Consider the following 23,520-nt stretch of genomic DNA (forward strand, 5'->3'; position numbering starts at 1 on the left):
TGATCGCTAAATATCTTTTCACAACCATATTGATTTAATCGATCTTCCTGCAAATTCAAATTTTGCAAACCAGTTGACACTCTTGCATAACCTATTTTCAAAATACAAACCTCCTATATGCATTTTCATTGTACCATAACTTAATTCTAACTATATTTATGAACATAGATTTCCTATTGGGTTATTGAACACTAAAATATGTATACTAGCTATATATCTAGGTATAAAAAGAGAGTGTACAGAAAATGGTTATTTTCTGTACACTCGTTTATAAAAATTATTTATATATATGCTTGAGTATTTAAATAATCAAGCATATTAGGATCATAGCTTCTAGCTAAGTGCTCATTGATATGCTCACTCTATCCCTTGACTGTTCGTGTTGAAAATGGTGCTTTGATTGGTCTATTTTTATAATATGATTGCATTTTTTCATCATATTCCTCAATATCCTCAACACTGAAAGGCTCATATTGATTATTGTGCATGACAATATCTTTCGGTAATCATCGATGATATAAATGCTCTCCCAAAGAATTTAGGAGAGCATTTTGACATGTACTAATTTTCAATTTCATTTAATTGTTTAATACGATACTCTAATTCTTCAAAATCAATAATTCTTGCTTGTCGATGCATTTCTTTATTTTTATAAAATAAAATAACAACTGGAGCTGTAAATAGTGATAATTGACCAGCTGCTTCTGGTATCTCATTAACCATAATGTTCAAACTGTTTAAATTATACTTTTTATCTAATGCCTCTACTTTAGGAAAATCAGCATGACAAACACTACAATTTTCAGACATTACATATAATAGTAGCTTATCGTTTCTATCTATTTTGTACAATAAGTCATTATAACTCATCACTTTTTCCATCCTTATAGAGCTCCTTCTAAAGTTATTTTTGTATTATCAATTTCCTCCAATTTAAAATTAACTACAAATATTTAGTTAATACATTTTCTAAATTTGGTTTAGGATTAAAACCAATTAAAGTGTTAACTAACTCACCATCTTTAAAGATTAATAGTGTTGGTATACTCTGAATTTGGTATTTAGCAGCCAAAGCTTTTTCTTCATCTACATCTACTTTTCCAATTATTACTTTACCTTCCAACTCATCACTTAGTTCTTCTAATACAGGTGATTGCATTTGACAAGGCGGACACCAAGTTGCCCAAAAGTCTACAAGTGTTACGCCTTTTTCAATTGTTTTATTAAATGTTTTTTCAGTTACTGTTATTGTTGCCATATCTTTTAAATCTCCTTTTAATTGAATTCAGTTAGTTCTCATTTTCAATTACTAACTCTACTTACGTTTATACTCAGGGTTTATTTGAACTTTACTTTGTATAGTATTTCCTACTACAGAAATTGATAAAGCATCATGCATCAATTCCTCGATTTTTAAATCTTCTATTTCAATATCTACGTTAAAAGTCACATTCAAATTATAAACACCAAGATTTCACTCTTTTATTTCATGATTTTTGTTATTAGCTGATAATATTTAAATTCAAATTTCCTAGATTAAATGGTTGGAATAAAGGTTCGAACTGTTGTTTGTTATTTATAATTTCCTCCTATAATCAATGGGGTATGCCACGTAAGTTATTTATTCATCGTATGCATTTAAGGCATTAACACCATGGGACATTGCAGAACCTGCTTTTAATAACGTTGCTACTAATATTGCTTCCGCAACTTCTTCTTTTGTAACTTTTGCTTTTTTAGCAGATTTAGTATGAATATCGATGCAATATGGACAGCCTGTTGTATGTGCCACTGCAATTGCAATTAATTCTTTTTCTTTAACAGTTAATAGTCCTGCTTTCATTGCTTGTTGATCAAAGTTTATAAATGCTTTAAAACGTTCTCCATCTAATTGTCCAAGTTCTTTCAACCTTTTAAAATAAGAAGCTTTATATAGTTCGTCATCTTCAATTTCGTCATATGCATTTAGCGTATTAACACTATGTGCCATAGCAGAACCAGCTTTTAATGCAGTTGCTACCATAATTGATTCAGCCATTTCTTCTTTTGTACCACCTAATTTTTTAAACTGCTTAACATGGTGATCAATACAATGTGGACAGCCTGTTGTATGTGCTACTGCTATTGAGATAACCTCTTTAAACTTTTTACTTAAATGACCTTCTGATAAAACTTGATGATCAAATTCTATAAAGCTTTTAAAAGAATCATGAGAAAGTTTTGTGAATTCAACCAATCTTTTTGTATTGGACCTCTTGTATAAACTATCATTTTGTAACATTTCAAAAACTCCCTTAATTGTGTACCTACTAGTTGGTACAATTATTTTAAAGCTAAATCTTTTTATGTGTTATTTTCAATTGTTGTGCTTCTCCTCGGTAGATTATTATAGTTCCTAATACAAAATACCTACCGGTCGGTACATAAAATACAATAACTTATTCTAAATTTAAAAGCAATAAATTAGTCTTTCATTTTAAAAATAAGGATTAAATAGATAGTATCTCACTTTGATCATTTAAATGTTCAATATAAGCAATGGCACTTTGTGCAGCAATACTACCATCACCCGTAGCTGTTACGATTTGACGTAAGCCTTTATCACGCACATCACCAGCTGCATAGATACCAGATACTTTTGTGCTCATATCTTCATTTGTTTCGATATAACCTACGTCGTTTGTAATACCTAAGTCTAAGAATGGTGTTGTTAATGGTTTCATACCGATATAGATGAACACACCATCTGCATCTAATGTTTGTTCAGAACCATCTTTTGTTGATTCTAACGTTACAGATCCTACTTTGCCATCTTTATCATTAATTGTTTTTAATGTGTGGCTCCAAATAAAGTCGATTTTATCATTTTTAAATGCACGATCTTGTAGGATTTTCTGTGCACGTAATTCTTCTCTACGGTGAACAATAGTTACATTATCAGCAAATTTCGTTAAGAATGTTCCTTCTTCAACTGCAGAATCTCCGCCGCCGATAACGAATAATTTTTTCCCTTTAAAGAATGCACCATCACATACAGCACAATAACTTACACCACGGCCACCAAGGTCTTGTTCGCCTGGTACACCAATTTTTTTATATTCAGCACCCGTTGAAATAATCACTGCGCGTGCTGTTATTTCTTTATTTCCAAGGTTGATGACTTTGTAGTCACCTTTATCTTCAACTGACTTGATATCACCATATTGATATTGAGCACCAAATTTTTTCGCGTGTTCAAACATTTTTGTTGATAAATCTGGTCCTGTGACCATTTCAAAACCAGGGAAGTTTTCAACTTCTTCTGTATTTGCCATTTGACCGCCTGGCATACCACGTTCAATCATTACAGTACTTAAGTTTGCACGTGATACATAAACAGCAGCTGTCATACCTGCTGGTCCAGCGCCAATAATTGCAACATCAAAATCCACTTGTTCAGCCATTTATATTGCCTCCATTCATTAAATGATTTTTCATATTATCTGAATGTCAAAATTTAACAATCGATAATATGAAAATGATAAATTATGATAAATTATATTGCCATTTTATAATTTCAATCACATTTTTTAAATATTCAACGCTCTTTTGTACTTTAGTCAACATAATTGCACCTTCAATAGCTGAAAAAATAGCCTGCGCATGTTTTTCTGTATCTAAGTTTTCTATAAACTGTTGTTCTTTCAAGCGATCAAGATTTTCTTTCATTGAAAGTATCCATTTATCAATAAATACTTGTATTTTTTCTCTGAAAATCTCGTCATGTTCACTCATTTCAATTGCAAGATTTCCCACAGGACATCCAGCTTTTGAATTCATATCATCATGATATTTAAAGGTCCAGTCTAGCATAGCATTTAAATTCTCTTTAGGATTTTCACTTTTATGAAGTTTATTGTTTATTAGTTGTTCAGTCCAATCTTCAACTAAATCGTCTATTACTGCTAAACCTAAATCTCTCTTAGAGGAAAAGTAATAGTAAAATTGTCCTTTTCCAATATCAGCAGCATTTAATATGTCGCTGATAGAAGTAGCCTTGTAACCTTTTGAATGTATAACTTCACGGGCAATTGTTAATATCTCAAGTTTTTTTGACATAACTACTTACCACCTTATTACTAAAAGAAAGTATGATACTTACTTTTTATTTTTTAAACCTACCGGTCGGTACAAAAAATATAATAACTCTTTCTAAACTAAAAATCAACCCATAAGTCTAGTATTCATAATTAAACAAGAATCAAATTTTATATTAGTAATAATATCTTATTAGCCAATCTTAAAGCAGTGAGTGTACTGCGCTTTCTCATTTATTAAGTAAAATTATTCTCATATACCAAGTACAGTGACAGTTGTTATAAATTCAATAACTGTGTCTGTATGATTAGGGTGTACTTAAAACACTCAAAAAACAGAAAAAATCACCATTTAAAAATTATAATATTTATTAATCAAATAATTCTATATTATAATCACAAAATAAATCGGTTTTTCTTCCACTTACACTTCTAATATGAAATTTTATTAAAGAATATAACTGATTATGGTTTTTCATCTTAAAATATTTATTTTTACTCAATACAATGTTACTAGATGTAAAAACTAGTGTATTTTGTATAACTATTTTTAACTCTCTCTCAAGATTTTGAGTATTCAAATTATTTATATTTCTTAAAAGTTCATCTACACTTCTATCTCTTTTAAATGTCACTACAAAAAAAATGTTAGGATATGGTTTGAATTGTGGTAAAAAACCTAAACAGACTACATATTTAGAATTTTTATTAAAAACTGCAGTTGCTGCTGTTCCTAAAAATTCTTGTTTTCCAGTTAATTCTATATAAAAAACATCAAATTTTTTCTTTAGCGTTTCTAAATCTACCGTGTAATCATTAGAAAAAACAGACAACATTTTCTCTTTCATATTTTCATACTTATACAAATCATCAGGTAAATGCTTATTTTGTGCAAATTTTTTATATAATTCTTTTGTCTCTTGACTTAGTCTTGGATTTTCAATAACTTCTTTTGAAAATTCAATGTTAGAAATTCTAACCTCTTTTTCATGAAGATGAGTATAAGCTAATCCTCTAAAAGCATTTAGAAAAATATATTCTTCTATATTCCTAGTAGCGCCTTTTTCTATAGGATCAAACAGCCTAGTATCATGTTCATCACAGAATCCTTTAAATATACTTGCTTTATTTATATGTACATTAAATAAGTAACTGTCTTCAGGTTCTTCATAAAACGTAACAGAAGGTAAATAAGTACTATATACTTCTTTATTTTCATCAGAGATGGATGATAAAACACCGTTTTTCTGAAAGGAATGTGAGTTTATAGATCTATTATTACAAAAATCTAAATAACATTTTTTTCTTCTTTCACTTTTTTGGCATTATATTTTTGATGTAACCGTTTTATAATCTTTTTCTCTGCTTTTGTCGGATTTTTTATATTTACTTCATCTTTCATTTTATCTCTCCTTAAAGAGTTTATCTATTTTATTTTGCATTCCTCTGCACTATGATGTTATAATCTAGATAACAAATATGTGTTGAACATGGTAAACACCGAGCCCGATAACTACTGGAATAGTTATCGGGCTCTTTTTGGTGTTATTACTGTGTCGTCGCTTGATTATTTATCACGATTATTCAACCAATGTGAAAACAACGTGATTATAACCCCTACTATAATAGGAGCTACTATAGATACAAATATGATGCTGAACATGGTGTCACCTCCTTCCATGCTAAATACAGCACAGAAGTAAAACGACGACTTTTATATTATATCATCTCTTATAATTCAATTACAGATGGCTTCCGATAAGTGATCTTACGTCTCTTTCAGTCATTTGTATGTTTACATAAAAACACAGAGACTTGATTCTCTGTGTTTGATAATACTATTTATTCGATTTTGAAAAATGTTTGAAAGTAAGTAATGAACCAACGGCCAACAATACTGCCGCAATTATTGTCACTAAACCACCATTAATATCTTCTTGACCAGTTTCAGGTAACGCTTTAGATTGTGACTGAGGTTGTTGTCCACTTTGGTCATTTTTCTTTAATGTTTGCTGCTTATTTTGGTTATTACTTTCTAATGATTGATTTTGACTATTCATTTGATTTGATTTTAAATCAGACGCAAATTCGTATTTACCATCTCTATCAAATTCTCCTGTATCTCTTGATGCTGGTGCACCAGAAGAAGATTCAACGGTACCATTTTTATAAACCCTTACACCACCTGTGCCATAGCCAGATTTATTACCGTAGCTAATAAAATAATAATCCCCTTTATCTTCAGGTTTATCATAATTAACATTTTCTGGTTCACCGCCATTGGCTTTTGATACAGCACTTCCAATATCAATAGCATTATCCGCATTAACTTCACTTTCAGCAGCATGTGCTTGATGACCAACACCTGTAAATAATAGAGTCCCTGCTAATGTTGTTGCTCCTAACATACTCACTTTTTTCATTAAGTATAACCTCCGATAATTCATGTTTGATGATTCCAGTATAATTAATAAGAAGGTCATATAATGTCCGTTGAATCATTTTTGCTTCATATTTATTGAGTTCAATAGCTATCATTTTTACGTTTAAATAATCTCATTTTTAAAAATGGATCAGTTCATTTTTTAACCTTTCATGAACCTCATTTCATCCTTTAAAATGACTTTTTCATTTGCCTTTTATTTTACTAATCTAATTGATGTTTGTACGCATTTTTTTATATCACTCGTCTTCATTTGTTTCAAAATGTATAGCGTTAATACATCAATTTTAACCTTAAACAATCATTTGAATCCATCCATCTTCTTTTTGTTTTAGTTTCAAATTCATCACATTGAACGTTCATTTTATGACACTTTTTTTAATGATATATCCATGCACAATGTCATTTTTGTTCCTTCCTTTTTTGAAAAAACAACCTCATTCTGTCTTTCTTTTTGACCACAATGATATCTTTAAAATCAAACTAAACATCCAAAACCATCATATTTTTTAAGTGCCTTTTGAACCAACCATCATCGCATCCCAATTCAAAAACATGACACAAATGATGGTCTGTTGGTGTCCTTTTTTGAACACATGAATCATTAAAAACACGACGTAAAAATAAACAACATTGAACGATTTTAATGTCCTATTTGGATTTATTCAATGACCTTAGACATTCAAAAAAATGGCAATAAACTATATCAAAAAATAGTTTTTTGGGTCACTCTTATCGATCATTGATTGTCAATTTTCAACTTTTAAAACCGATCCCAAAAACGCCTATACATCATTTCATTTACTTCATATATACAAAAAAGTATCACACATTTTTTGATTTGAATCGCCCATTTTTAATATTGGAAATCTCTTTTTGACATCTTAACATGTTCTCGTTTTTTCTTTTTCATATGATCACTGACGATTTCAACCACACATAAAATCAAATGCCATGACATCTCAAACACGCCTTCAACTTTTCAAAATAGCTCGTTATTCACTCCTATTTTTCAAAGAAAACAAGTAATCTCCAAAGCACTTTTTGTGCTCCGGAACTAACTTTTTTTATATACCGAGCACCTTTTAAAAAGTTACCCGGTAAAGAGCATAAGGGACAACGATGCCACCTTCGGTGTCACTCAGCATAGCTGAGGTTTCCTTACCGCTCGCTTCGCTCACTTGCTCCAACTGCGTTGAGCTTAGATCCCCAAGGGATTAGCTCCAATATCTACTTTCGATATTGGAGCTAAAATAACCCGAAAAAGCCCCCGGTAACTTTTTTAGTAAAAAATAGCCAATTTTAAGCAAAATTGATGATTTTTTAAATTTCAACCGCGCCGTTATGGGCTCGGTAACCTTAAAAAGCCCCGGTAACTTTCGTTATTTTAATGCATGTTTGCTTTTTGAAGATGATGTTCGTTCAAAAAATTGAGACGTTTTTCAAAGTTCAAAACCATAGGAACGATGGCTATCGTTCTAGTTGAAACGTTGAAATTTTTTCGAATAGAGGTGAAACAAATGGTATATCAACACATTAATCAGTACTTGTTCAAACATCAAAAAGATCCTGTGAAGGTCGCTATCATATGTCAAAAAATCTTTGAACATCGTGCCACACAAAATGAAATCACAACGATGCAACAACTTTTTCAAAACATCTATCGTTACCTCCGTGATGATCTAAAATTGGGTTTAGAGTTAACCGTTGTTGCGCTCAATTCTCATGACTTACGTGACTATTTTTTAATCCAATCGTATTACTATCATGTCATTTAACACTGTCTCAAAACGACACTATCTGTCACAACATGAATCACAAAAATGAGATGCAATAATCATCTTAAACACCATAAACATCATTCAATTTGATACCTATTTTAATTTTTTACAGACGACGATACCCGTCGTCTGTTTTGCTTATAATCAAAATCATAAGGAGGGACAAGATTGTGGGAAACAAGGTTCAACGAACATTAACTATCTATACTAAGTTACGTGATCACCGTTATGTTAATGTGCCTTTGTTGGCTGAAACATTTCACGTTCATCCGCGTTCGATTCAACGAGATTTAGAAGATATTCGTGACTTTTTAAACGATCAACATCAACATTTACTATACGACCATCATACGCAAAATTATTATATGAGTCATCAAACCATGACCGATGATCAAGTGACACCGACGAGTGTCACATATGAAATGACACATCAACTTTATCAACAATTACAACATCATTATCAAACATACGTCCTCAAAAATGACGCACACAAAATGCTTGTGACATTCCAAATGGCACCCTCAGAAGCAATTCATTTTTGTTTTACATATCGTCATGCATTACGTTTAGTGTCACCTGACACGCTCTTTGCGCAATTCACAACCGAACTGATTCAACTACAAATGATTTACATGAAAGGAGCACTTTAAGGTCTATGTTTCAATCACTCAAACAACTCAATCATCTCCGTTTGTATCAGAATACTCAACAACTGAATACTTCAAGTTTCTTACATTTTGTTCAATCGGTCTTTCAAATCGTCCCACGTTGGTTTTGGTTTTATATCATCCTCGTATCGATTGTTTTTCCATTTGAGATTGGCAAAGAACCTTTCTTTGTCCCACTCTCAGCACCACCCATCATGACGCAACTCGTGCATCTATATACCTTCATCGTCATGATATTATCCCCACTCACATTAACGTACATCCGTTTTGTGAAATCTATCAGCTTCACGCGATTTTATTGGGGTTTAGTGAAACATGAAGATCGCTTTACTAAACGTCATAACCAACGGATTCGTGAAGAAAGAGGCAAAGTCTACGCCGATGATCGTTATGCGTTTAACTACAATCGTCGCCATGGACATTGGACTGCGACTAATATAGACGCTGAAAAACGGAATCGTCGTGCAGAGATGGGCAATGGTGCTTGGTTTATCGCCATGGGGTACCTAGGTTTTCTTTTATTCTTTGTCGGTGCCTACATGATCATCATGTATTTTATTATCGTCCCTGTCGCCATCGGCGTTGTCTTACACATGTACTACAAATATCAAGCGTTTCAAAAATAGTAAGGAGGAATTAGATGTATTTAACGCTGTCTCGATTGATGGTTTATTTTTGATTATTAAGATCAAGTAATCATCAATATTATTGATTCAACAAGGAGCGATTCTATGAAAACAAAACAATTACTTAGTACGACTGCCATTGCGGGAACACTTTTATTATCGGGTTTACATGCCCCTCAGGCAAAAGCTGAAAGTAACATCAATGGATCAAATGCCGTCGACATTATTCAACAAGTCGACAAACAGCACGGTAATCAACCTGATTTAATTCGTTATGGTCAACCGAAAGACCATGGTGATTATTACGAAGTGACAACCAATAACAAATCAGGCGTCGGCGGTGCAGGCATCACACGTCTTTATAAAGATGGTACAGTTAAACACAGTACCGACAGCAGTGGTCAAGATTTCAAAACCTTCGGTCATTATGAAGACACATCATCACACGATCAAAGCACAACACAAGCAGCAACACAACATACTGAACAAACACAACATGATACAACAGATCAAACGTTACCAGAGACAGGTCAATCTCATACTGGCATAACAACAATGATTGGCATCATCGCACTGATAGCGGGTATTGGATTCATCGCTCGCCGTGCTTCTCACCAAGCTTAATCAGTTAACTGAGCGATAGGTCTTCAATATGAAGAGCTATCGCTTCTTTATATCCAAAACACAAAGGAGTATTCACAATGAAAAAAAGTATCATTAGTATGATCAGTCTCGCTTTCTTATTAGCGGGATGTGGGCACCATAATCAAGCAGCCAATCAAACACACGTTAAATTAGGTGACGTGATGCATCAAGATCAACACATCTCATATCTCGTCAAAAAAGAAGACAATCCAACACCGACAAAAAATTCCGTCGTGACAGCTTATATTGTGACACAAAATGGCAAACAAACCGTTTATAGTAGTGATCAAGCATCTGATCGCACGTTAGGTGATTTTAAAGACAAATCAGATAAAGCTATTATTGATATGGCCAAAAAAGATGATCGTGCTGCTTTTCAATATGAGAAAAAAGAAATGAAACAAGAAATACAAAAACTTGTGGATCGTAAACAACTGAAGGATCATGATGGTTTTAAACTCAAAGCAAGTGATTTTCAAACCCAACCTGAAACAGCCATAAAACATTTAGATAATATGACTTATCACGCCCCTCAACCTCAAAAAGTGCGTATCCAAGTGACAGAAGATGAAACAGGGAACCATTCGACACGAGAAGCATTTGCCATTCATCCCCAAGGGATTGGTAACACAAAACAACCTGAAGATGTTGGCGATATTGAACAAGTCATGACGGAAAGTGGTATATCAAATGCTTTAGATGAAAACAAAGGTACGATCGATTACCTCACAACCGACAAACATCCTAACCATCATATGATCGCCTTTGATATTGCAGGTGGTACCGCTGATGTCTATGATAAAAAATATGCATTTATAAGCCAAAACGATGGTGAGTTGAATCTGGTTACACCGGTAGGCAAAAAAACAAAAGGCATTCAGTTTGATGCGCCCGATAGCCGCTATGTTCAAGATCAGAAATAAATCTAAATAGCTTTGTCTTACTCAAAAAAATCAATATTGAATGTCTATCACATCAATCAACGCCGTATCACAATACTGTGATATGGCGTATTCATTATAAAGGAGACCTTTCATATGTATCATCATATTCAAATGTACCTTGAACAAATCGGTTATGACATCGTTGAAGTTATTTTATTATTTGAAAAAGTCGACCAAAATCATGCCGATATGGATGAGCTGAATACATTAAATCGACTCGCTAGCGCTGTTTATATTCACTGCCAGAGACACAACTTATTGGTATATACACATCCACCTACACCATTCGATCCCTATGAACTCATCGAATGGTTTGTTTTCCAAAGTTATGATCGTGATATCACTTAGATACCGTATAGGTACCTTTTTATTTATCATCGTTCATCACATCGTCGCTGGTATTTATTCCAATTCCTTGATTGTCATTGAGCCTCCGAACCCTTAACAATCCCGAATTTTATCGAATGGTCGGTAGCATAGCTCACGCTATCCCGACATTCGTCGATATAGTTTAGTTAAGGGTTCTTCTCAATGACAATCAATTTTCTCGGCATAAAAAGTTACTGACTCCCCATACTCAAAAATGAGAACCTTTTCAAACAAGTCGATATCAATTGTGAACACTCAAATAATAAAAAGCGATGCCTCCCAACTATATTTTTATTGTTTGAGATTTACTTTCCTGTCAATTCAGGAATAAGCCAACTTAAAAAGCCGCCAATTGGAAAAATGATCCACCAATATCGAGCCATAAATTCCCAACCATTTTTGACAGGTTGCTGTTTCATATTAGATCTTTTATTGTTCATACCAACAGTCATCGGATATTTTTCATCTAATTTTTTTGATATCAATACATTTAAAACATAATGCATCATAGCTAAACTTAAAAACAGCATAAAAATCCAGACAATGCCATAAATGTCTTGTTTTAACCCGTTTAATCCTCCTACAAAAATACCAAACAAACCTAAAAATACAAAAATAACGCCAAATGCGATGAATCGAAACGTCAATTGTTCATTTCTACGATAATGAAACTGCTTTTGTTGTTCTTTAGCTATTTCCATGATTTCCTCCTCCTTATCAGACGACGCAATCGATTCAAAGAGTTCATTGATGGTAACATCTAACGCATTCGAAATATTTTTAAGTGTTTCGCTACTAACTTCTTCACCTGCCTCTATTCTTTGAATAGTTCTTACTGTGACACAGGCCTTTTCGGCTAAGTTTTCTTGCGTTAACGATTTGTCTTTTCTTAATTTTGCGATTTTTGATTGATTCATAGTATTAAATTACTCCTCATCTTAAAAAATAGCCACGACAATCGCCCGACAGACAGACGACAATGACACGACAATTGATTTAAATTGATATTTTATAAAGATATGTAGCTTTCATTTTACAAAAGTCATAAGAAATAATATACTAGAAGTAACGAAAAGTGCGATGTTGTTTGTACATCAAATACCCCCACAGCCGTCCAAAGCTTTGTGGGGGTATTCTTTTTATCATTTGAATTGATCATACAAATAATTTGCGATGATGCCAGTCAAAACTGGACAAATGATAATTGTTACGACGAAAAGTGCAATAGTCATTTGTACATCACACCTCCTTTCATGCACAGGAAGTGCTTTTTAAGTATAACAAAAACGACCATTTTAACACGATACTTTGTAATGTGAAATTTTTCATAAAGATACAAAAGTTATCTTTATGAAGATGCATGAAAACATGTCACTCGGGGTATATATAAAATATGTATAACCTATAATCCGAACAAAACGACCTAAATGCTGATTTAACAGCGTTTAGGTCGTTTATTTGAGTTGACATAATTAACTATTATGGGTAGTACTTTTGTATATATTATTCATTTTATAAATGGCTATTAATCACTGTAAAAAATAATACAAAAGAGCCATTCTTATTAATAAACCATTATATGCTTGTTTAGTAAATATCACATTATCCATGTTATCTGTATCTGAAGAAAGTTCAGCTTCTCTTGGTCCAGGACTTAGAATAGGGATTCTATTCTTATCATTAAATTTTTCTTTAGATACTATCAAATTATTTTCTAATGATGGTTTTTCATCAACTTTTTCTGAATAAGCGGAATTAAAATCTGGCAGTTCAAAAGGTATAATATCTAATATATCAGCTAGCTCTAATACTCTTTCTACATTATGAACTATAGAGTAATCAGTATTTTTTAATAAATTTAGAATATCGCTATTTAATTCTTCGCCATTAGGCAATAGAAATACAATTTTCTTAATATCAAACTTTTCTAGACCCATAACAATAGAACGAATCACTCTACAATTAATATCCCCACCTATTCCTATAACTTTATCTTTTAAACCATTTAATTCTTTTGACATCGTATATAAATCCAATAAAGCTTGTGTAGGGTGCTCATTTGTTCCATCCCCAGCATTAATCATAGGAATATGGGTGATTTCCGATGCCTTTTCAACAGTATAATTTTGAAAATGACGCATAACCATGATGTCTGAATATTGTTCAATATATTTAATAGTATCTGACATACTCTCGTCAAAATAATCATCATTACGTGCTACTTTAGGACCACCCATATCTATGACTTGACCACCTAATCGATACATGGCACTCGTAAAACTCATTCTAGTTCTGGTACTTGGTTGATAGAAAAGTGTAGCAAGAATTTTACCTTCTAAATCTTTAATTACTTTTCCATTTTTTAAAGATTTTTCATAATAATCTGCTTTTTCAAAAATAGTATTAATATCAACAAGATTCACATTCTTCATCGATAACAAGTTATTAATCAATTTTATTTTCCTCTCTTTCAACAATTTTTGTTTCCCAAGAGGCTGAATCAAACATAGAATAACTTGGAGTTGACGGTAAATCTTTATATTCTGGAATATCTTTCAAATCAGTGATTTCAAAACTCAATCTTTCTACTAAAAGACCTTGAGCTAAAGGGGGACATCCAGCAAAAATAGGGCATTCTTTATTATTAATTAGCCAATCATCTAATCTTTCTTTGGATGGGAATTGAGGGTATTCTGGAAAAAGGGAATAAACTATTTTTCTTGTGTTTTTTTCATCTAGCTCTGAACCTGGCTTGATATCAAAATAATCTTCAGCTGACATTGAATCTTTAGTCCATTTAAAGAAGAAAGCTCTATGACCAAACACTGGCACAGTTAACATAAATTTACATCTTTCATTCTTTTGAAAAGCTTTATGTAATGCGTAGCGAGCTTCTAATTCAAATAATTCAATTTTATCTAAAACATAATCACAGCCTTCTACAAAATCAGCAGCAGTATTATTATTAATACCTTCAGGATAAACATCAACATTAACATCTCTTGAAATATTAAATATAGATTCTCCAACTACTTCTGCCTTATTTCTTCCGATATTATCCAAAGATGCACCAAACTGTCTATTAATATTAGAAAGCTCAAAATGATCTGGATCTGCTACTTTTATATGACGAACTCCTAATCTTACTAATCTTTCGGCTACAGCACCTCCTATACCACCACAACCAGCAATACCTATTACGACTTCACTGATTTTCTTTTGACGCTTTTTGGCTTCTTCATCAGTATTTCCTAACCAACCTAAATTTCGTTTAACTCTTTCCCAATATCGTTTTTCATCAAAATCAGCAGTATACTTAATCACTTTAGAATTCATTATGGACCTCCAAAATATAAGATTTTGTAATAACTACATCACTCGACACAGAGAAAAATTGAAATATAAGTGTTTTAATACACTTTTCAATAAGTACATAAACATAAAAACGTTTTATTTGTCAAAATATTTCTTTTTTTATTATGGGAGGTCCATATTTAAATATGTCTTAAACGCACTTTTTCCTTTTTTGGTTAAATTAAGACATCGATTAATTTCACTATTTTCAATCCAAGATAATTCGATCATTTTTTCAGTTATTCGTAATGCAATCGGTCCTGCCATATGATTTTTTCTTTCAGTCCAATCTACATGTTTTGGAATAGATTTAGAATACATACTCTTTTCTGTTTCCATTCCAATTCTTTTTAACCAATTTTTCCCTTTTTGAGTCAATTTATAATATTCTTCTTTTTCTTTAAGATAATCATTTTCTAATAAAGCTTCAGTAAATTTAACACCTATTTGTCCAGCAATATGACCATAACAAGTACGTATATATGATAACTTTTCTTTTTTTGTTGTTTCTTTTAACGATTTGCTACTCATAGGTGGAGATATGACAGATAAAGCATTGATAGCATCAACAACTTTATCATTATCAATTTTATAATAACGATGTCGTCCCCATGTATTTACTGAAATTAAATTAGCTTCTACTAATTTTGAAAGGTGTTCACTAGCTGTTTGCGTTTTTACACCAGCTAGTTTAGCTAATTCTCCAGCTGGAAGAGATATACCACTAGATAATTCAATTAACATAGTTAAACGTGTCTTATGTCCAATAAGGAGGACATTCTCAGAAAAATTTTCATACATATAATACACCCTTTCTGTTAGTACAATTTAATCATACCCATATAATATTTCGGTGTTAATCGAAATATTATATGGGTATGATTAAATTAGTTAAATGAGGAGGTATTATAGATGAATTCTTCTAAGTATTTCGATCATTTAGTTGTTTTCACAGCAGGAATAGGAATGTTTTTATCCACCCTGGATAGCGGAATTATCAATGTCGCATTACCTACTTTATCAAAATCTTTTAATGTTGATACTTCTTTTATTACTTGGAGTGTCACACTGTATACTTTATTATTAACAGGCACAATTATAATATTTGGGAGATTAAGTGATAAATACAGTCGTTTAAATATATATAGTTTAGGATTAACTATTTTTTTAATAGCTTCTATTTTATGCGGTTTTTCAAATGACATCATACAATTAATATTGTTTCGTGGTTTACAAGGTATAGGTGCAGCAATGCTACAAGGAACTGCTACAGCTATTATTACTACAACCATTCCTGAAAATAGACAAGGCCCTGCATTAGGAATGTTAAGTATCTTATTAGGAATAGGCCCTGTTTTAGGTCCAAGTATCGGAGGTCTTTTAATATCTATAGGTAATTGGAGATGGATATTTTGGATCAATATTCCCTTTATATTTATAGGCTTAATAGGTTGTTTATTTTTAAAAAAATATATTAAAGAACAAAAAAGTATGTCTATTCATTTAGATATACGTGGAAATTTATTATTATTTCTATCTATTTTTTGTCTATTGATAAGTTTAACATCTTGGTCTTATAACTCAATTTTTAATATATCAGTATATGGCAATTTCTTAATCTTTATTGTTACTTTTTGTCTATTTATTATATGGGAATTAAAAACGAATCATCCTATCATCGATTTACATTTATTCAAGAATATATCATTTTCATCTCCAATATTTGCAATATTTGTATTTGGAGGTACAACATCTTTAGGTTTTATAATTCCTCCATATATTTTAGAAAAAATTAATCATCTTTCATCTTGGCAAATAGGAATAGTTAACCTTGCTTCTCCTTTAGGATTAGTACTTATTTCAAAAATATCTGGTAAATTAATTTCTCGTATTGGCAATATTGTCTTAATGACTATAGGATTAATTATTATGATTATGGCATATACAAGTCTAGGACTATTACAATATATATTAAATCCAGTGACAATAAGCTTATTATTATTAATATATGGCATAGGTGGAGGCTTTTTCCTACCGTCTAATACTTCGGCAATAATGGGAACTGTTTCTCAAAATATGCAAGGTACTGTTGGAGCTACACAAAGAATGGTTCAAAACATAGGTATTGCTTTTTATACAGCGGTCACTTCATTATTTATCAGTAATTCACCAAATTCAGATAAACTCATAGAAGGGGCAAGTCATGCATGGTTATTTGCATCAATAACACTACTTTTAGCATTATTACCTTTTTTACTAAAAATATTAAAGACTAATTCTGAACTTAATTAATATATTTATAACAAATAATACTTTTTTCTTTATTAATAGTGGCTATCAATTAGCCACTATTTTTTTCGCCAAAAAAATCTTAAGGGGCTTGGGGATTATCCCCAACAAGCAGGCGCGTCTGCCACGAGAGTGGCTAGCAAAGCCAATGATTGCCAAATATTGCAACCAACATCAACATGAAGCACCAAACTACGAAGTATTAGAACATAATATTAATGCATTACGTGAAAGGTTGAATGACATATGGAAAAGAATTTAGAAATAGTAACGAGCTTATTTGTATTAATACTTGCTATAGGCTTTTCAATTTGGAATTTTTATAACCATTCATATACAACAGCCATAATTATGTTAGTTATTGGAGTAATCAACATTGGTTATTTAATTAAAGAAATAAAAGAAAACGACGTGATGATGATGGCAACAACTAAATTAAGTGCCACCAAATCAACGTCACGGGCTATCAACTATGCTGAGAAACGAGCTGTAGAAAAAAGTGGCTTAAATTGTGATGTGGATTATGCCAAATCGAGTTTTAAAGCCTCTCGCGAACTGTATGGTAAAACTGATGGTAACCAAGGGCATGTCATTATCCAATCATTTAAACCCGACGAAGTCACACCCGAACAATGTAATCAGTTAGGTTTAGAACTCGCTGAGAAAATAGCGCCTAATCATCAAGTCGCTATGTACACACATAATAATACGGATCATATACACAATCATATTGTGATTAATGCAATTAATCTTGAAACAGGCAAGAAATTTAACAACAATAAACAAGCCTTACGTGATTTAAGGGATTTGAATGATGAGGTCTGTCGAGCACATGGCTTAAGTGTGCCAGAGAAAGATACCGCACGATTGCGTTACACACAAACAGAAAAAGCAATTGCTGATCCTAATACAAAATCAACAGCCCAATATTCATGGAAAGATGAAATCAGAGAGGTGATAGACCAATCACAAGCAACGAATATGGATGAATTCAAAGACCATTTAAACCAACAATGTTTTTCGCTTTACAGAGTTTATTTTCGTCGTTATAATCTAGTTAATTCCCGTAAGGGCGCACTTATGCGAACTTTCAGTTCGCGTGCTAAAACCGACATCGACCTTCGTCGATTTTTTTATCTTAATTTTAATTAATCGGTGTTGTAGCACAGATATAAAAATTAATACTACATTGAAATAAAAGCTAGCTCATTTTGAGTTAGCTTTTTTATTTTTTGTCCAAGTATTTATTAAAAATTGGAAGACCTTTATTTTTAATTTTAAAGGGCATTTTAAAGAATTAAGGGTATTTCATATAGTTTTTAACCTAAAAACTTACATAAGCTCTTAAAACGCAAATGAGAGCCAAATAAATATATTTTGATTTCACAACATAAAATTTGAGTAAATCCAGTGTCGATTTTTTAAGACACTGCCCAGTTACATGCAAATTTAAAAATTGTCATAGAAATTGGTTAGCAATTATTCAACATCTTTCTTGTAAAAATAAGGTCCTATCTTTGCCCTCTTCTAGTTTAAAATGTTTATATTTTTCTTAAGTCCTACACATAGGTTAACGTACGTTTTCTATTGACTTAATTTCAAATTTTGATGTTGTTTTGATTGCTGTAAGATTATATGAGTTATTTATTAAATATATTGTATTGAGGTATGTTTTGACGACGCATAGTTAATGCATGTATTTCTTCAAGTTCAGCTTTAATTGATTGCATTAAATAGCCTTGCATAGCTTCAACCGTTTCATTCTTTTGTATCAACATGGCTTTAAAACGTTTTAAAACACTCACAAGTTCAAATTCGACGTCTTCTAAACGGTAATATGTATTATGTGCATTATTAAATGACTTTTTCCCTTTGAGTAAAACACTTTTAATAATACGGATGTCTTTAATTTCAAAATTACTTAAATAAGTCTTGATTTGCGTAGGTAATTCTTCAAGTGCTTGGAATTTTAAAGCATCATTATTAAATTCTGTTTGTTGATGATTTGTATGATTCGAATGATGGTTTATAAAATTGTTGTTAGCTATATCATACAAGTCATTCGTATCATTACTTTCAGTCTTAATATAATCAGTATTATTAAAATCAGTATCATTTGACTTAGAATTTATTAGTTCTTGAACTGATGATTTATTAGTTCTGGAACTAATAAATTCTTTGTTCTGGAACTTAGAATTTATTAGTTCCTTGTCATATGTGGGTTCAAGTAAATAAATTTTATTGGGTTTATTTAAACCTTGTCTTTCGTTTATAATTAAATTGTATTTTTCTAATTCTTTTTTTAATTTAATGATTTTTGGTTCTGCATAATTTAAAATTGAGCATAACTGTTTATTGGTATATAAAAGATAAATATTATTTTCTGAATCTACCCAGTTATTTAATCTTGATAGTTCAAAGCGATCTTTTAATAAAGCATACATAACTTTTGCATCTGTGGGCATTTTTGAAAAGTATTCATCTTCAAATAAAAATTTTGGTAATTGATAAAAACGTAATGTTTCGAATTCACTTGCAGATATTTTTTTAAATTTAGACATAATAAAAACCTCATTTCCTTTTATTTAGAGTTGAGGTAATAAACAATTTTTACGTAAGTTATATGTTTTGTGCTTGCACTTAGACGAGTAGATATATATAATACAAGTATCAAAAAAATATATAAATAAACGAACGCAAATCGTTTTAATTACCAGAGCCGATGCTACGCCAATAGCATTGGCTTTTTAAATTTCATAAGATAATATTAACACTTTTAAAGGTGTATATAAAGCGTTTTAAGTACAGATTAGAAGCATGTTATGACCTTAAAACAACAAAATTTATTACTTTAGTGGCTAATTAGATAGTTAAAATAGTAAATAGGTAGTAAAAATTAGGTGGCAAAAGATGAAATAAAAATCGTTAGGTGGTAAAATTAGGTAGTAAATTAGGTACCTAAGGGTGGATAATATGAAAACTATAAAAATGGTTGCTGATGAATTGAATGTAACTAAACAAACTGTTGTTAATAATGCTAAAAATTTGAATATATGTTTTGAAAAAGAAAATGGAGTGAATTATATTGATGATAATGATTATTTGAAAATAGTAGAAAAGATCACTAAGAAAGAAAGAACAACTCAAAATAAAGAAAATAAAAAAGCAGATATAACTTATGAAAACACTGAAGAGACTGAAAAGAATAGATATAATAATTCAGATGGCTCTGAGACATTAAAAACAAAAGTAAACGAATTAGAAAAGCAGGTAGAAATCTTTGAAACTAGAGCTAAAAATGATGAAAAGTATATTGAGAATTTAACTAAACAACTAGACCAACAAAATAGCAATGTTAATACATTAAATAAATTATTAGAGAATCAACAAATTTTAGCTTTAGAAAGCAATAAAAAGATTCAAAAATTGGAACATCAATTAGAGGAAGAGAGACAATTAAATTATTCCTTTGATAAATCTACTAATGATCGAGAAAACTTTGATGTACAAGAAGCATCATATACTTCGGATTCTGTAAATACTGATCAATATCAGAAAGAAGAAAAGAAACCAGAGGTTCAACCTAAAGATATATCTGAGAGTCAACAAGATGATTCATTTAATCAAAATGATAAAGATATTGCTATAACTAAAAAAGGCTTCTGGAGTCGTTTGTTTGGTGGCTAATGATTGTTTGAAAAATATATATTAAATAAGCACTATAAGTGACTTAACTTATAGTGCTTTTATTTATATTAAAGCAACTTCTGATAATCATCGATTATGTTAATCTTAAAATAAATCATGACAGTTTTGAGTTCATCTCAATTGTTTTTTCAAATGCTTCATCTGGATTGTTAGTTTCCAGTTTACTTAACCACTCATTAAAATTACCCTCATATAATTTTACACCGTTATCAATAAATATTACCTCACTATCAGAGTTATTTAAATCTTGAAGCTGATGAGTTGATATAAGTACACTTTTATTATTAGACAAGTATTTTAGTCTTTTTAATATCAATTTTCTAGACATAGGGTCAATGCCACTTGTGGGTTCATCAAAAAGATATAATTCTCTATTTAAAATCGAAAGTAATGTAATATAGAGCCATTTTTTTTCTCCTTCTGACATTTTTCCAACTGTCATATTCATTAAATGATGAAATTTCTCTATTTCATTCTTTTCTAATTGATTTTTAAAATTCATTTCAAAATTTTTGCTTTCTTCTTTACTACACATACCTTTTATCAAATTTAAAATATCATTACCTAAACTATGTGGGGATAAAAACATATTCTGAGTCATATAAACGATACTTTTCTGTGCTGGTATTTCGTTTTCATTTTCAGAATCATTAATTCCTGCTATGCAATCCATTATAGTAGTTTTGCCTGATCCGTTTTGTCCTACTAAAACATTTAAACATCCATTTGGAAGATTAAATGTAACATCTTTTAACGTCTTTTCATTTTGATCTTTTCTATAACTAAAATTAAGGTTTTTAATTTTATACATATATAATCCCCTTTAAGTTCGCTGAGTTTTTGAATTGATATCCAATTTAAATAGACAAAAAACACCAATAGCTAAGTATAATAAGTAAATTAAATAAATAAATAAAGAAGTATTATTAACTATATTACTAATATATAGGGATAGTTCTCTAAAATAGTAAATAGGATTTATCCATTCCAGCCCTCCAAAATTATTTGAAGTATTACTTGCAATGAAAAACAATGCAATTGTAAGTATATTTACAATTGTCATAAGGGATTCAGCTCTAACTGGAATATAAGCGATTATAAGAAAGGCTGGAGCTAATGGAATTATTAAAGCTAAATAGATAATCATATTTAAGAGTAAGGTCAAAGAAATTATCCCCATAATTGATCCAAGGGTAATAGTTGAAATAACTATTGCAAAAAACGCTACTAATACTTGTGAAAATATAATAGATAATAAAAATGGATATTTTTTTCCAGATATGGAGAAAAAAGTTCTTAGCAACCCTTGTTGTCGTATAACTGAGGTTTGGGCGCCTATACCATTAATGAAAATTATTACTGTGGTAAAAGCCCAAAAAATATACAAATAAGCTGACTTTTCGTTAATAGTATTAAAAGACTCTTGTTGAGGTAAATAACTCAATAATCCAAGTGCTAGTGGAAATAAGATACTCCAAAATAATGTTATTTTATCTTTAGAAACAATTTTAGAATAATATATAAAAAAAGCTTTTGTTTCTCTCATGTAGATCACCTTTCTTATGGAAATGGAATCAAAGTATAGTCTGGAACTCTATTTACATTTGTGTAAATTGGTTTATTGAACTTATCGTTTTCAGAATCTGGTAACATATAAGGGTATCCATCAGGACTATAAATTTTAATAATTTTTGTATTAGTATATTCAAATACATTATTAATTTTAAAGCAATACAACCTTATTCCATTCTTCTCATAGAACTTTTTAATGAGTTCATTTGTTTTAAGTTCTTTCCTCTTTTTATAATGATTTAAAGAGTCACTTTTAAATAAAAATGAATAATAATCTTTAAAATCGCTTGGAGAGATATCTACGTATCTTTGAGAATATAAATCCAAATCAGAAGTATCTGTTTTTTTCAATGAATCATCAAATTCTCTTTTGTTTTTTACATTTGAAAATGTTTGCAACATTTCTTCTAATGAATTCTCTATAGCTGTATCTAAATCTTTTGCTGCAGACAAACCAATTGCTTTTTGTTGTTTTCCAAATCCTAAGCTCAAAACTACTGGTACTTCCTCAAATATAGATATTTCAAATAGAAGAATTTCATCCAAAAATTTTTTCAAGAAATCAATATATTTTTTAGACGTTTCATTAATTATATGCGATTCAATTTTTTTCCCTGCTATTTTAAAAATGCAGTGTTCTATAAGAGATTGTCTTTCAACAAATTCTAAAAAACCATTTTTAATAGCTAATTCTGAGGTGATGTGAGAGGCTAATCCACAAGAGTCATTTTTTTTCTTTCCTGTAAAATAAATGAGATTTTTATCAATTTTGATTTTCTTTCCACTATTTAAATCAAACCCTTCAATAACCTCGCTTAATCCATAGTGACCTAGAGTTATTCCTACTCTTTCAATAAACTCCCCAATAGCAGATAACATTGAACTTGTTCCATAAAAAGTAGTGTTTTGTCCTTCAGTAGACAAACTATAGTCGCCAATAACATGAGAAAATTTTATATTGTTTTTATATAATGACCTTTTAAAAACAATACTAGTATTGAATAGTAAATTTGTGTTATTTGAAATAATCATTATGAAATATTCC

General features: G+C 30.8%; 26 protein-coding genes and 3 pseudogenes. 11 read left to right on the forward strand and 18 right to left on the reverse strand.

The annotated features are described in order from the left end of the window. The 10 genes from ACZ267_RS12160 to ACZ267_RS12205 form a co-directional block, all read right to left on the reverse strand. Nucleotides 1-101: recombinase family protein (locus ACZ267_RS12160; RefSeq protein WP_438453552.1), on the reverse strand; the 101-nt coding region annotated here is incomplete at its 3' end. Nucleotides 102-561: 460 nt separating this feature from the next. After that, nucleotides 562-882 (reverse strand): thioredoxin family protein, encoded by a 321-nt coding sequence (locus tag ACZ267_RS12165; protein WP_058703173.1) that lies wholly within the window; start codon nt 880-882, stop codon nt 562-564. A gap of 61 nt (nt 883-943) precedes the next feature. Beyond that, nucleotides 944-1,258 carry a thioredoxin gene (gene trxA, locus ACZ267_RS12170; RefSeq protein WP_011152946.1) on the reverse strand — a complete coding sequence of 105 codons (315 nt, stop codon included), beginning with the start codon at nt 1,256-1,258 and terminating at the stop codon, nt 944-946. A 57-nt stretch (nt 1,259-1,315) separates the two neighbouring features. Further along, the gene (locus tag ACZ267_RS12175) at nt 1,316-1,456 is read right to left on the reverse strand and encodes a hypothetical protein (protein ID WP_157977670.1); all 141 of its coding nucleotides are present in this window, start codon (nt 1,454-1,456) and stop codon (nt 1,316-1,318) included. A gap of 165 nt (nt 1,457-1,621) precedes the next feature. Then, nucleotides 1,622-2,281: a carboxymuconolactone decarboxylase family protein gene (locus tag ACZ267_RS12180; RefSeq protein ID WP_058703172.1), complete on the reverse strand. Its 660-nt coding sequence runs from the start codon at nt 2,279-2,281 to the stop codon at nt 1,622-1,624. Between the two features lie 208 nt (nt 2,282-2,489). Beyond that, nucleotides 2,490-3,443 (reverse strand): thioredoxin-disulfide reductase, encoded by a 954-nt coding sequence (gene trxB / locus ACZ267_RS12185; RefSeq protein ID WP_011152944.1) that lies wholly within the window; start codon nt 3,441-3,443, stop codon nt 2,490-2,492. 82 nt (nt 3,444-3,525) lie between these two features. Continuing rightward, nucleotides 3,526-4,098, reverse strand: a complete 573-nt coding sequence (locus ACZ267_RS12190; protein ID WP_011152942.1) for a TetR/AcrR family transcriptional regulator — start codon at nt 4,096-4,098, stop codon at nt 3,526-3,528. A 349-nt stretch (nt 4,099-4,447) separates the two neighbouring features. Next, nucleotides 4,448-4,924, reverse strand: a complete 477-nt coding sequence (locus tag ACZ267_RS12195; RefSeq protein WP_195225603.1) for a hypothetical protein — start codon at nt 4,922-4,924, stop codon at nt 4,448-4,450. 719 nt (nt 4,925-5,643) lie between these two features. Next, nucleotides 5,644-5,739, reverse strand: a complete 96-nt coding sequence (locus tag ACZ267_RS12200) for a type I toxin-antitoxin system Fst family toxin (protein ID WP_002512588.1) — start codon at nt 5,737-5,739, stop codon at nt 5,644-5,646. Between the two features lie 175 nt (nt 5,740-5,914). Beyond that, nucleotides 5,915-6,499, reverse strand: a complete 585-nt coding sequence (locus tag ACZ267_RS12205; protein WP_164978484.1) for an LPXTG cell wall anchor domain-containing protein — start codon at nt 6,497-6,499, stop codon at nt 5,915-5,917. A 1,540-nt stretch (nt 6,500-8,039) separates the two neighbouring features. Here ACZ267_RS12205 and ACZ267_RS12210 point away from each other — a divergent pair. The 6 genes from ACZ267_RS12210 (at nt 8,040) to ACZ267_RS12235 (ending at nt 11,531) form a co-directional block, all read left to right on the forward strand. Next, nucleotides 8,040-8,297: a hypothetical protein gene (locus ACZ267_RS12210; RefSeq protein ID WP_164978483.1), complete on the forward strand. Its 258-nt coding sequence runs from the start codon at nt 8,040-8,042 to the stop codon at nt 8,295-8,297. A 173-nt stretch (nt 8,298-8,470) separates the two neighbouring features. Beyond that, nucleotides 8,471-8,950 (forward strand): hypothetical protein, encoded by a 480-nt coding sequence (locus tag ACZ267_RS12215; protein ID WP_039258943.1) that lies wholly within the window; start codon nt 8,471-8,473, stop codon nt 8,948-8,950. A gap of 5 nt (nt 8,951-8,955) precedes the next feature. Then, complete coding sequence (locus ACZ267_RS12220) at nt 8,956-9,594, forward strand: hypothetical protein (RefSeq protein WP_107566367.1); 639 nt, start codon at nt 8,956-8,958, stop codon at nt 9,592-9,594. Between the two features lie 105 nt (nt 9,595-9,699). Next, on the forward strand, nt 9,700-10,218 hold the full coding sequence (locus ACZ267_RS12225; RefSeq protein ID WP_195225612.1) for an LPXTG cell wall anchor domain-containing protein: 519 nt from the start codon (nt 9,700-9,702) through the stop codon (nt 10,216-10,218). A gap of 77 nt (nt 10,219-10,295) precedes the next feature. Next, entirely contained in the window at nt 10,296-11,162 is an 867-nt protein-coding gene (locus ACZ267_RS12230) for a hypothetical protein (protein ID WP_129323326.1), read from the forward strand. A 114-nt stretch (nt 11,163-11,276) separates the two neighbouring features. Further along, a complete protein-coding gene (locus ACZ267_RS12235) occupies nt 11,277-11,531 on the forward strand; it encodes a hypothetical protein (RefSeq protein WP_129323325.1) in 255 nt (84 codons plus the stop codon). A 326-nt stretch (nt 11,532-11,857) separates the two neighbouring features. Here the strand turns inward: ACZ267_RS12235 and ACZ267_RS12240 are convergent, their stop codons facing one another. The 4 genes from ACZ267_RS12240 to ACZ267_RS12255 all read right to left on the reverse strand — a co-directional run bounded on the left by ACZ267_RS12240 (nt 11,858) and on the right by ACZ267_RS12255 (nt 15,707). Then, entirely contained in the window at nt 11,858-12,469 is a 612-nt protein-coding gene (locus ACZ267_RS12240) for a helix-turn-helix domain-containing protein (RefSeq protein WP_001076470.1), read from the reverse strand. Nucleotides 12,470-13,081: 612 nt separating this feature from the next. Continuing rightward, the gene (locus ACZ267_RS12245) at nt 13,082-14,005 is read right to left on the reverse strand and encodes an aspartate/ornithine carbamoyltransferase family protein (protein WP_107566363.1); all 924 of its coding nucleotides are present in this window, start codon (nt 14,003-14,005) and stop codon (nt 13,082-13,084) included. Next, nucleotides 13,998-14,888 (reverse strand): ThiF family adenylyltransferase, encoded by an 891-nt coding sequence (locus ACZ267_RS12250; protein WP_107566362.1) that lies wholly within the window; start codon nt 14,886-14,888, stop codon nt 13,998-14,000. Before ACZ267_RS12250 ends, ACZ267_RS12245 begins: the two co-directional genes overlap by 8 nt. 141 nt (nt 14,889-15,029) lie before the next feature. Then, on the reverse strand, nt 15,030-15,707 hold the full coding sequence (locus ACZ267_RS12255) for an ArsR/SmtB family transcription factor (RefSeq protein WP_463680326.1): 678 nt from the start codon (nt 15,705-15,707) through the stop codon (nt 15,030-15,032). A gap of 111 nt (nt 15,708-15,818) precedes the next feature. Between ACZ267_RS12255 and ACZ267_RS12260 the strand changes: the two genes are divergently transcribed. The 4 genes and pseudogenes from ACZ267_RS12260 to ACZ267_RS12275 all read left to right on the forward strand — a co-directional run. Next, on the forward strand, nt 15,819-17,198 hold the full coding sequence (locus ACZ267_RS12260; protein ID WP_107566360.1) for an MFS transporter: 1,380 nt from the start codon (nt 15,819-15,821) through the stop codon (nt 17,196-17,198). Nucleotides 17,199-17,346: 148 nt separating this feature from the next. Then, nucleotides 17,347-17,457 (forward strand): annotated as a pseudogene (locus ACZ267_RS12265) (plasmid mobilization protein); the annotation flags it as partial. After that, nucleotides 17,442-17,629, forward strand: a pseudogene (locus ACZ267_RS12270) (hypothetical protein). The pseudogenes ACZ267_RS12265 and ACZ267_RS12270, both read left to right, overlap by 16 nt. Continuing rightward, nucleotides 17,616-18,230: pseudogene (locus ACZ267_RS12275) on the forward strand (relaxase/mobilization nuclease domain-containing protein); the annotation flags it as partial. The pseudogenes ACZ267_RS12270 and ACZ267_RS12275, both read left to right, overlap by 14 nt. Before the next feature lie 605 nt (nt 18,231-18,835). On the opposite strand, the gene ACZ267_RS12280 reads toward ACZ267_RS12275, so the two are convergent. Beyond that, complete coding sequence (locus ACZ267_RS12280) at nt 18,836-19,756, reverse strand: replication initiator protein A (protein ID WP_107566359.1); 921 nt, start codon at nt 19,754-19,756, stop codon at nt 18,836-18,838. A 412-nt stretch (nt 19,757-20,168) separates the two neighbouring features. Here ACZ267_RS12280 and ACZ267_RS12285 point away from each other — a divergent pair, with 412 nt between their 5' ends. Continuing rightward, complete coding sequence (locus ACZ267_RS12285) at nt 20,169-20,882, forward strand: DUF536 domain-containing protein (RefSeq protein ID WP_129323321.1); 714 nt, start codon at nt 20,169-20,171, stop codon at nt 20,880-20,882. A gap of 115 nt (nt 20,883-20,997) precedes the next feature. Here ACZ267_RS12285 and ACZ267_RS12290 read toward each other — a convergent pair whose 3' ends face one another. Genes ACZ267_RS12290 through ACZ267_RS12300 form a run of 3 tightly spaced genes read right to left on the reverse strand, consistent with a single transcriptional unit; the run spans nt 20,998 to nt 23,507 of the window. Continuing rightward, nucleotides 20,998-21,714, reverse strand: coding sequence for an AAA family ATPase (locus ACZ267_RS12290; RefSeq protein WP_002467462.1), 717 nt, complete (start codon nt 21,712-21,714; stop codon nt 20,998-21,000). Between the two features lie 12 nt (nt 21,715-21,726). Beyond that, entirely contained in the window at nt 21,727-22,449 is a 723-nt protein-coding gene (locus ACZ267_RS12295) for a hypothetical protein (protein ID WP_002467451.1), read from the reverse strand. Nucleotides 22,450-22,463: 14 nt separating this feature from the next. Continuing rightward, on the reverse strand, nt 22,464-23,507 hold the full coding sequence (locus tag ACZ267_RS12300) for a YcaO-like family protein (protein WP_002467453.1): 1,044 nt from the start codon (nt 23,505-23,507) through the stop codon (nt 22,464-22,466). Nucleotides 23,508-23,520 lie beyond the last annotated feature (13 nt).

This window comes from Staphylococcus sp. AC872 (assembly GCF_979255425.1).

Excerpts from the sequence above, each read along its gene's own strand:
- ACZ267_RS12165 (WP_058703173.1), bottom strand. The coding sequence starts at position 882 with ATGGAAAAAGTGATGAGTTATAATGACTTATTGTACAAAATAGATAGA.
- trxA (WP_011152946.1), bottom strand. The coding sequence starts at position 1,258 with ATGGCAACAATAACAGTAACTGAAAAAACATTTAATAAAACAATTGAA.
- ACZ267_RS12180 (WP_058703172.1), bottom strand. The coding sequence starts at position 2,281 with ATGTTACAAAATGATAGTTTATACAAGAGGTCCAATACAAAAAGATTG.
- trxB (WP_011152944.1), bottom strand. The coding sequence starts at position 3,443 with ATGGCTGAACAAGTGGATTTTGATGTTGCAATTATTGGCGCTGGACCA.
- ACZ267_RS12190 (WP_011152942.1), bottom strand. The coding sequence starts at position 4,098 with ATGTCAAAAAAACTTGAGATATTAACAATTGCCCGTGAAGTTATACAT.
- ACZ267_RS12195 (WP_195225603.1), bottom strand. The coding sequence starts at position 4,924 with ATGAAAGAGAAAATGTTGTCTGTTTTTTCTAATGATTACACGGTAGAT.
- ACZ267_RS12200 (WP_002512588.1), bottom strand. The coding sequence starts at position 5,739 with ATGTTCAGCATCATATTTGTATCTATAGTAGCTCCTATTATAGTAGGG.
- ACZ267_RS12205 (WP_164978484.1), bottom strand. The coding sequence starts at position 6,499 with ATGAAAAAAGTGAGTATGTTAGGAGCAACAACATTAGCAGGGACTCTA.
- ACZ267_RS12210 (WP_164978483.1), top strand. The coding sequence starts at position 8,040 with ATGGTATATCAACACATTAATCAGTACTTGTTCAAACATCAAAAAGAT.
- ACZ267_RS12220 (WP_107566367.1), top strand. The coding sequence starts at position 8,956 with ATGTTTCAATCACTCAAACAACTCAATCATCTCCGTTTGTATCAGAAT.
- ACZ267_RS12225 (WP_195225612.1), top strand. The coding sequence starts at position 9,700 with ATGAAAACAAAACAATTACTTAGTACGACTGCCATTGCGGGAACACTT.
- ACZ267_RS12230 (WP_129323326.1), top strand. The coding sequence starts at position 10,296 with ATGAAAAAAAGTATCATTAGTATGATCAGTCTCGCTTTCTTATTAGCG.
- ACZ267_RS12235 (WP_129323325.1), top strand. The coding sequence starts at position 11,277 with ATGTATCATCATATTCAAATGTACCTTGAACAAATCGGTTATGACATC.
- ACZ267_RS12240 (WP_001076470.1), bottom strand. The coding sequence starts at position 12,469 with ATGAATCAATCAAAAATCGCAAAATTAAGAAAAGACAAATCGTTAACG.
- ACZ267_RS12250 (WP_107566362.1), bottom strand. The coding sequence starts at position 14,888 with ATGAATTCTAAAGTGATTAAGTATACTGCTGATTTTGATGAAAAACGA.
- ACZ267_RS12255 (WP_463680326.1), bottom strand. The coding sequence starts at position 15,707 with ATGTATGAAAATTTTTCTGAGAATGTCCTCCTTATTGGACATAAGACA.
- ACZ267_RS12260 (WP_107566360.1), top strand. The coding sequence starts at position 15,819 with ATGAATTCTTCTAAGTATTTCGATCATTTAGTTGTTTTCACAGCAGGA.
- ACZ267_RS12280 (WP_107566359.1), bottom strand. The coding sequence starts at position 19,756 with ATGTCTAAATTTAAAAAAATATCTGCAAGTGAATTCGAAACATTACGT.
- ACZ267_RS12285 (WP_129323321.1), top strand. The coding sequence starts at position 20,169 with ATGAAAACTATAAAAATGGTTGCTGATGAATTGAATGTAACTAAACAA.
- ACZ267_RS12290 (WP_002467462.1), bottom strand. The coding sequence starts at position 21,714 with ATGTATAAAATTAAAAACCTTAATTTTAGTTATAGAAAAGATCAAAAT.
- ACZ267_RS12295 (WP_002467451.1), bottom strand. The coding sequence starts at position 22,449 with ATGAGAGAAACAAAAGCTTTTTTTATATATTATTCTAAAATTGTTTCT.
- ACZ267_RS12300 (WP_002467453.1), bottom strand. The coding sequence starts at position 23,507 with ATGATTATTTCAAATAACACAAATTTACTATTCAATACTAGTATTGTT.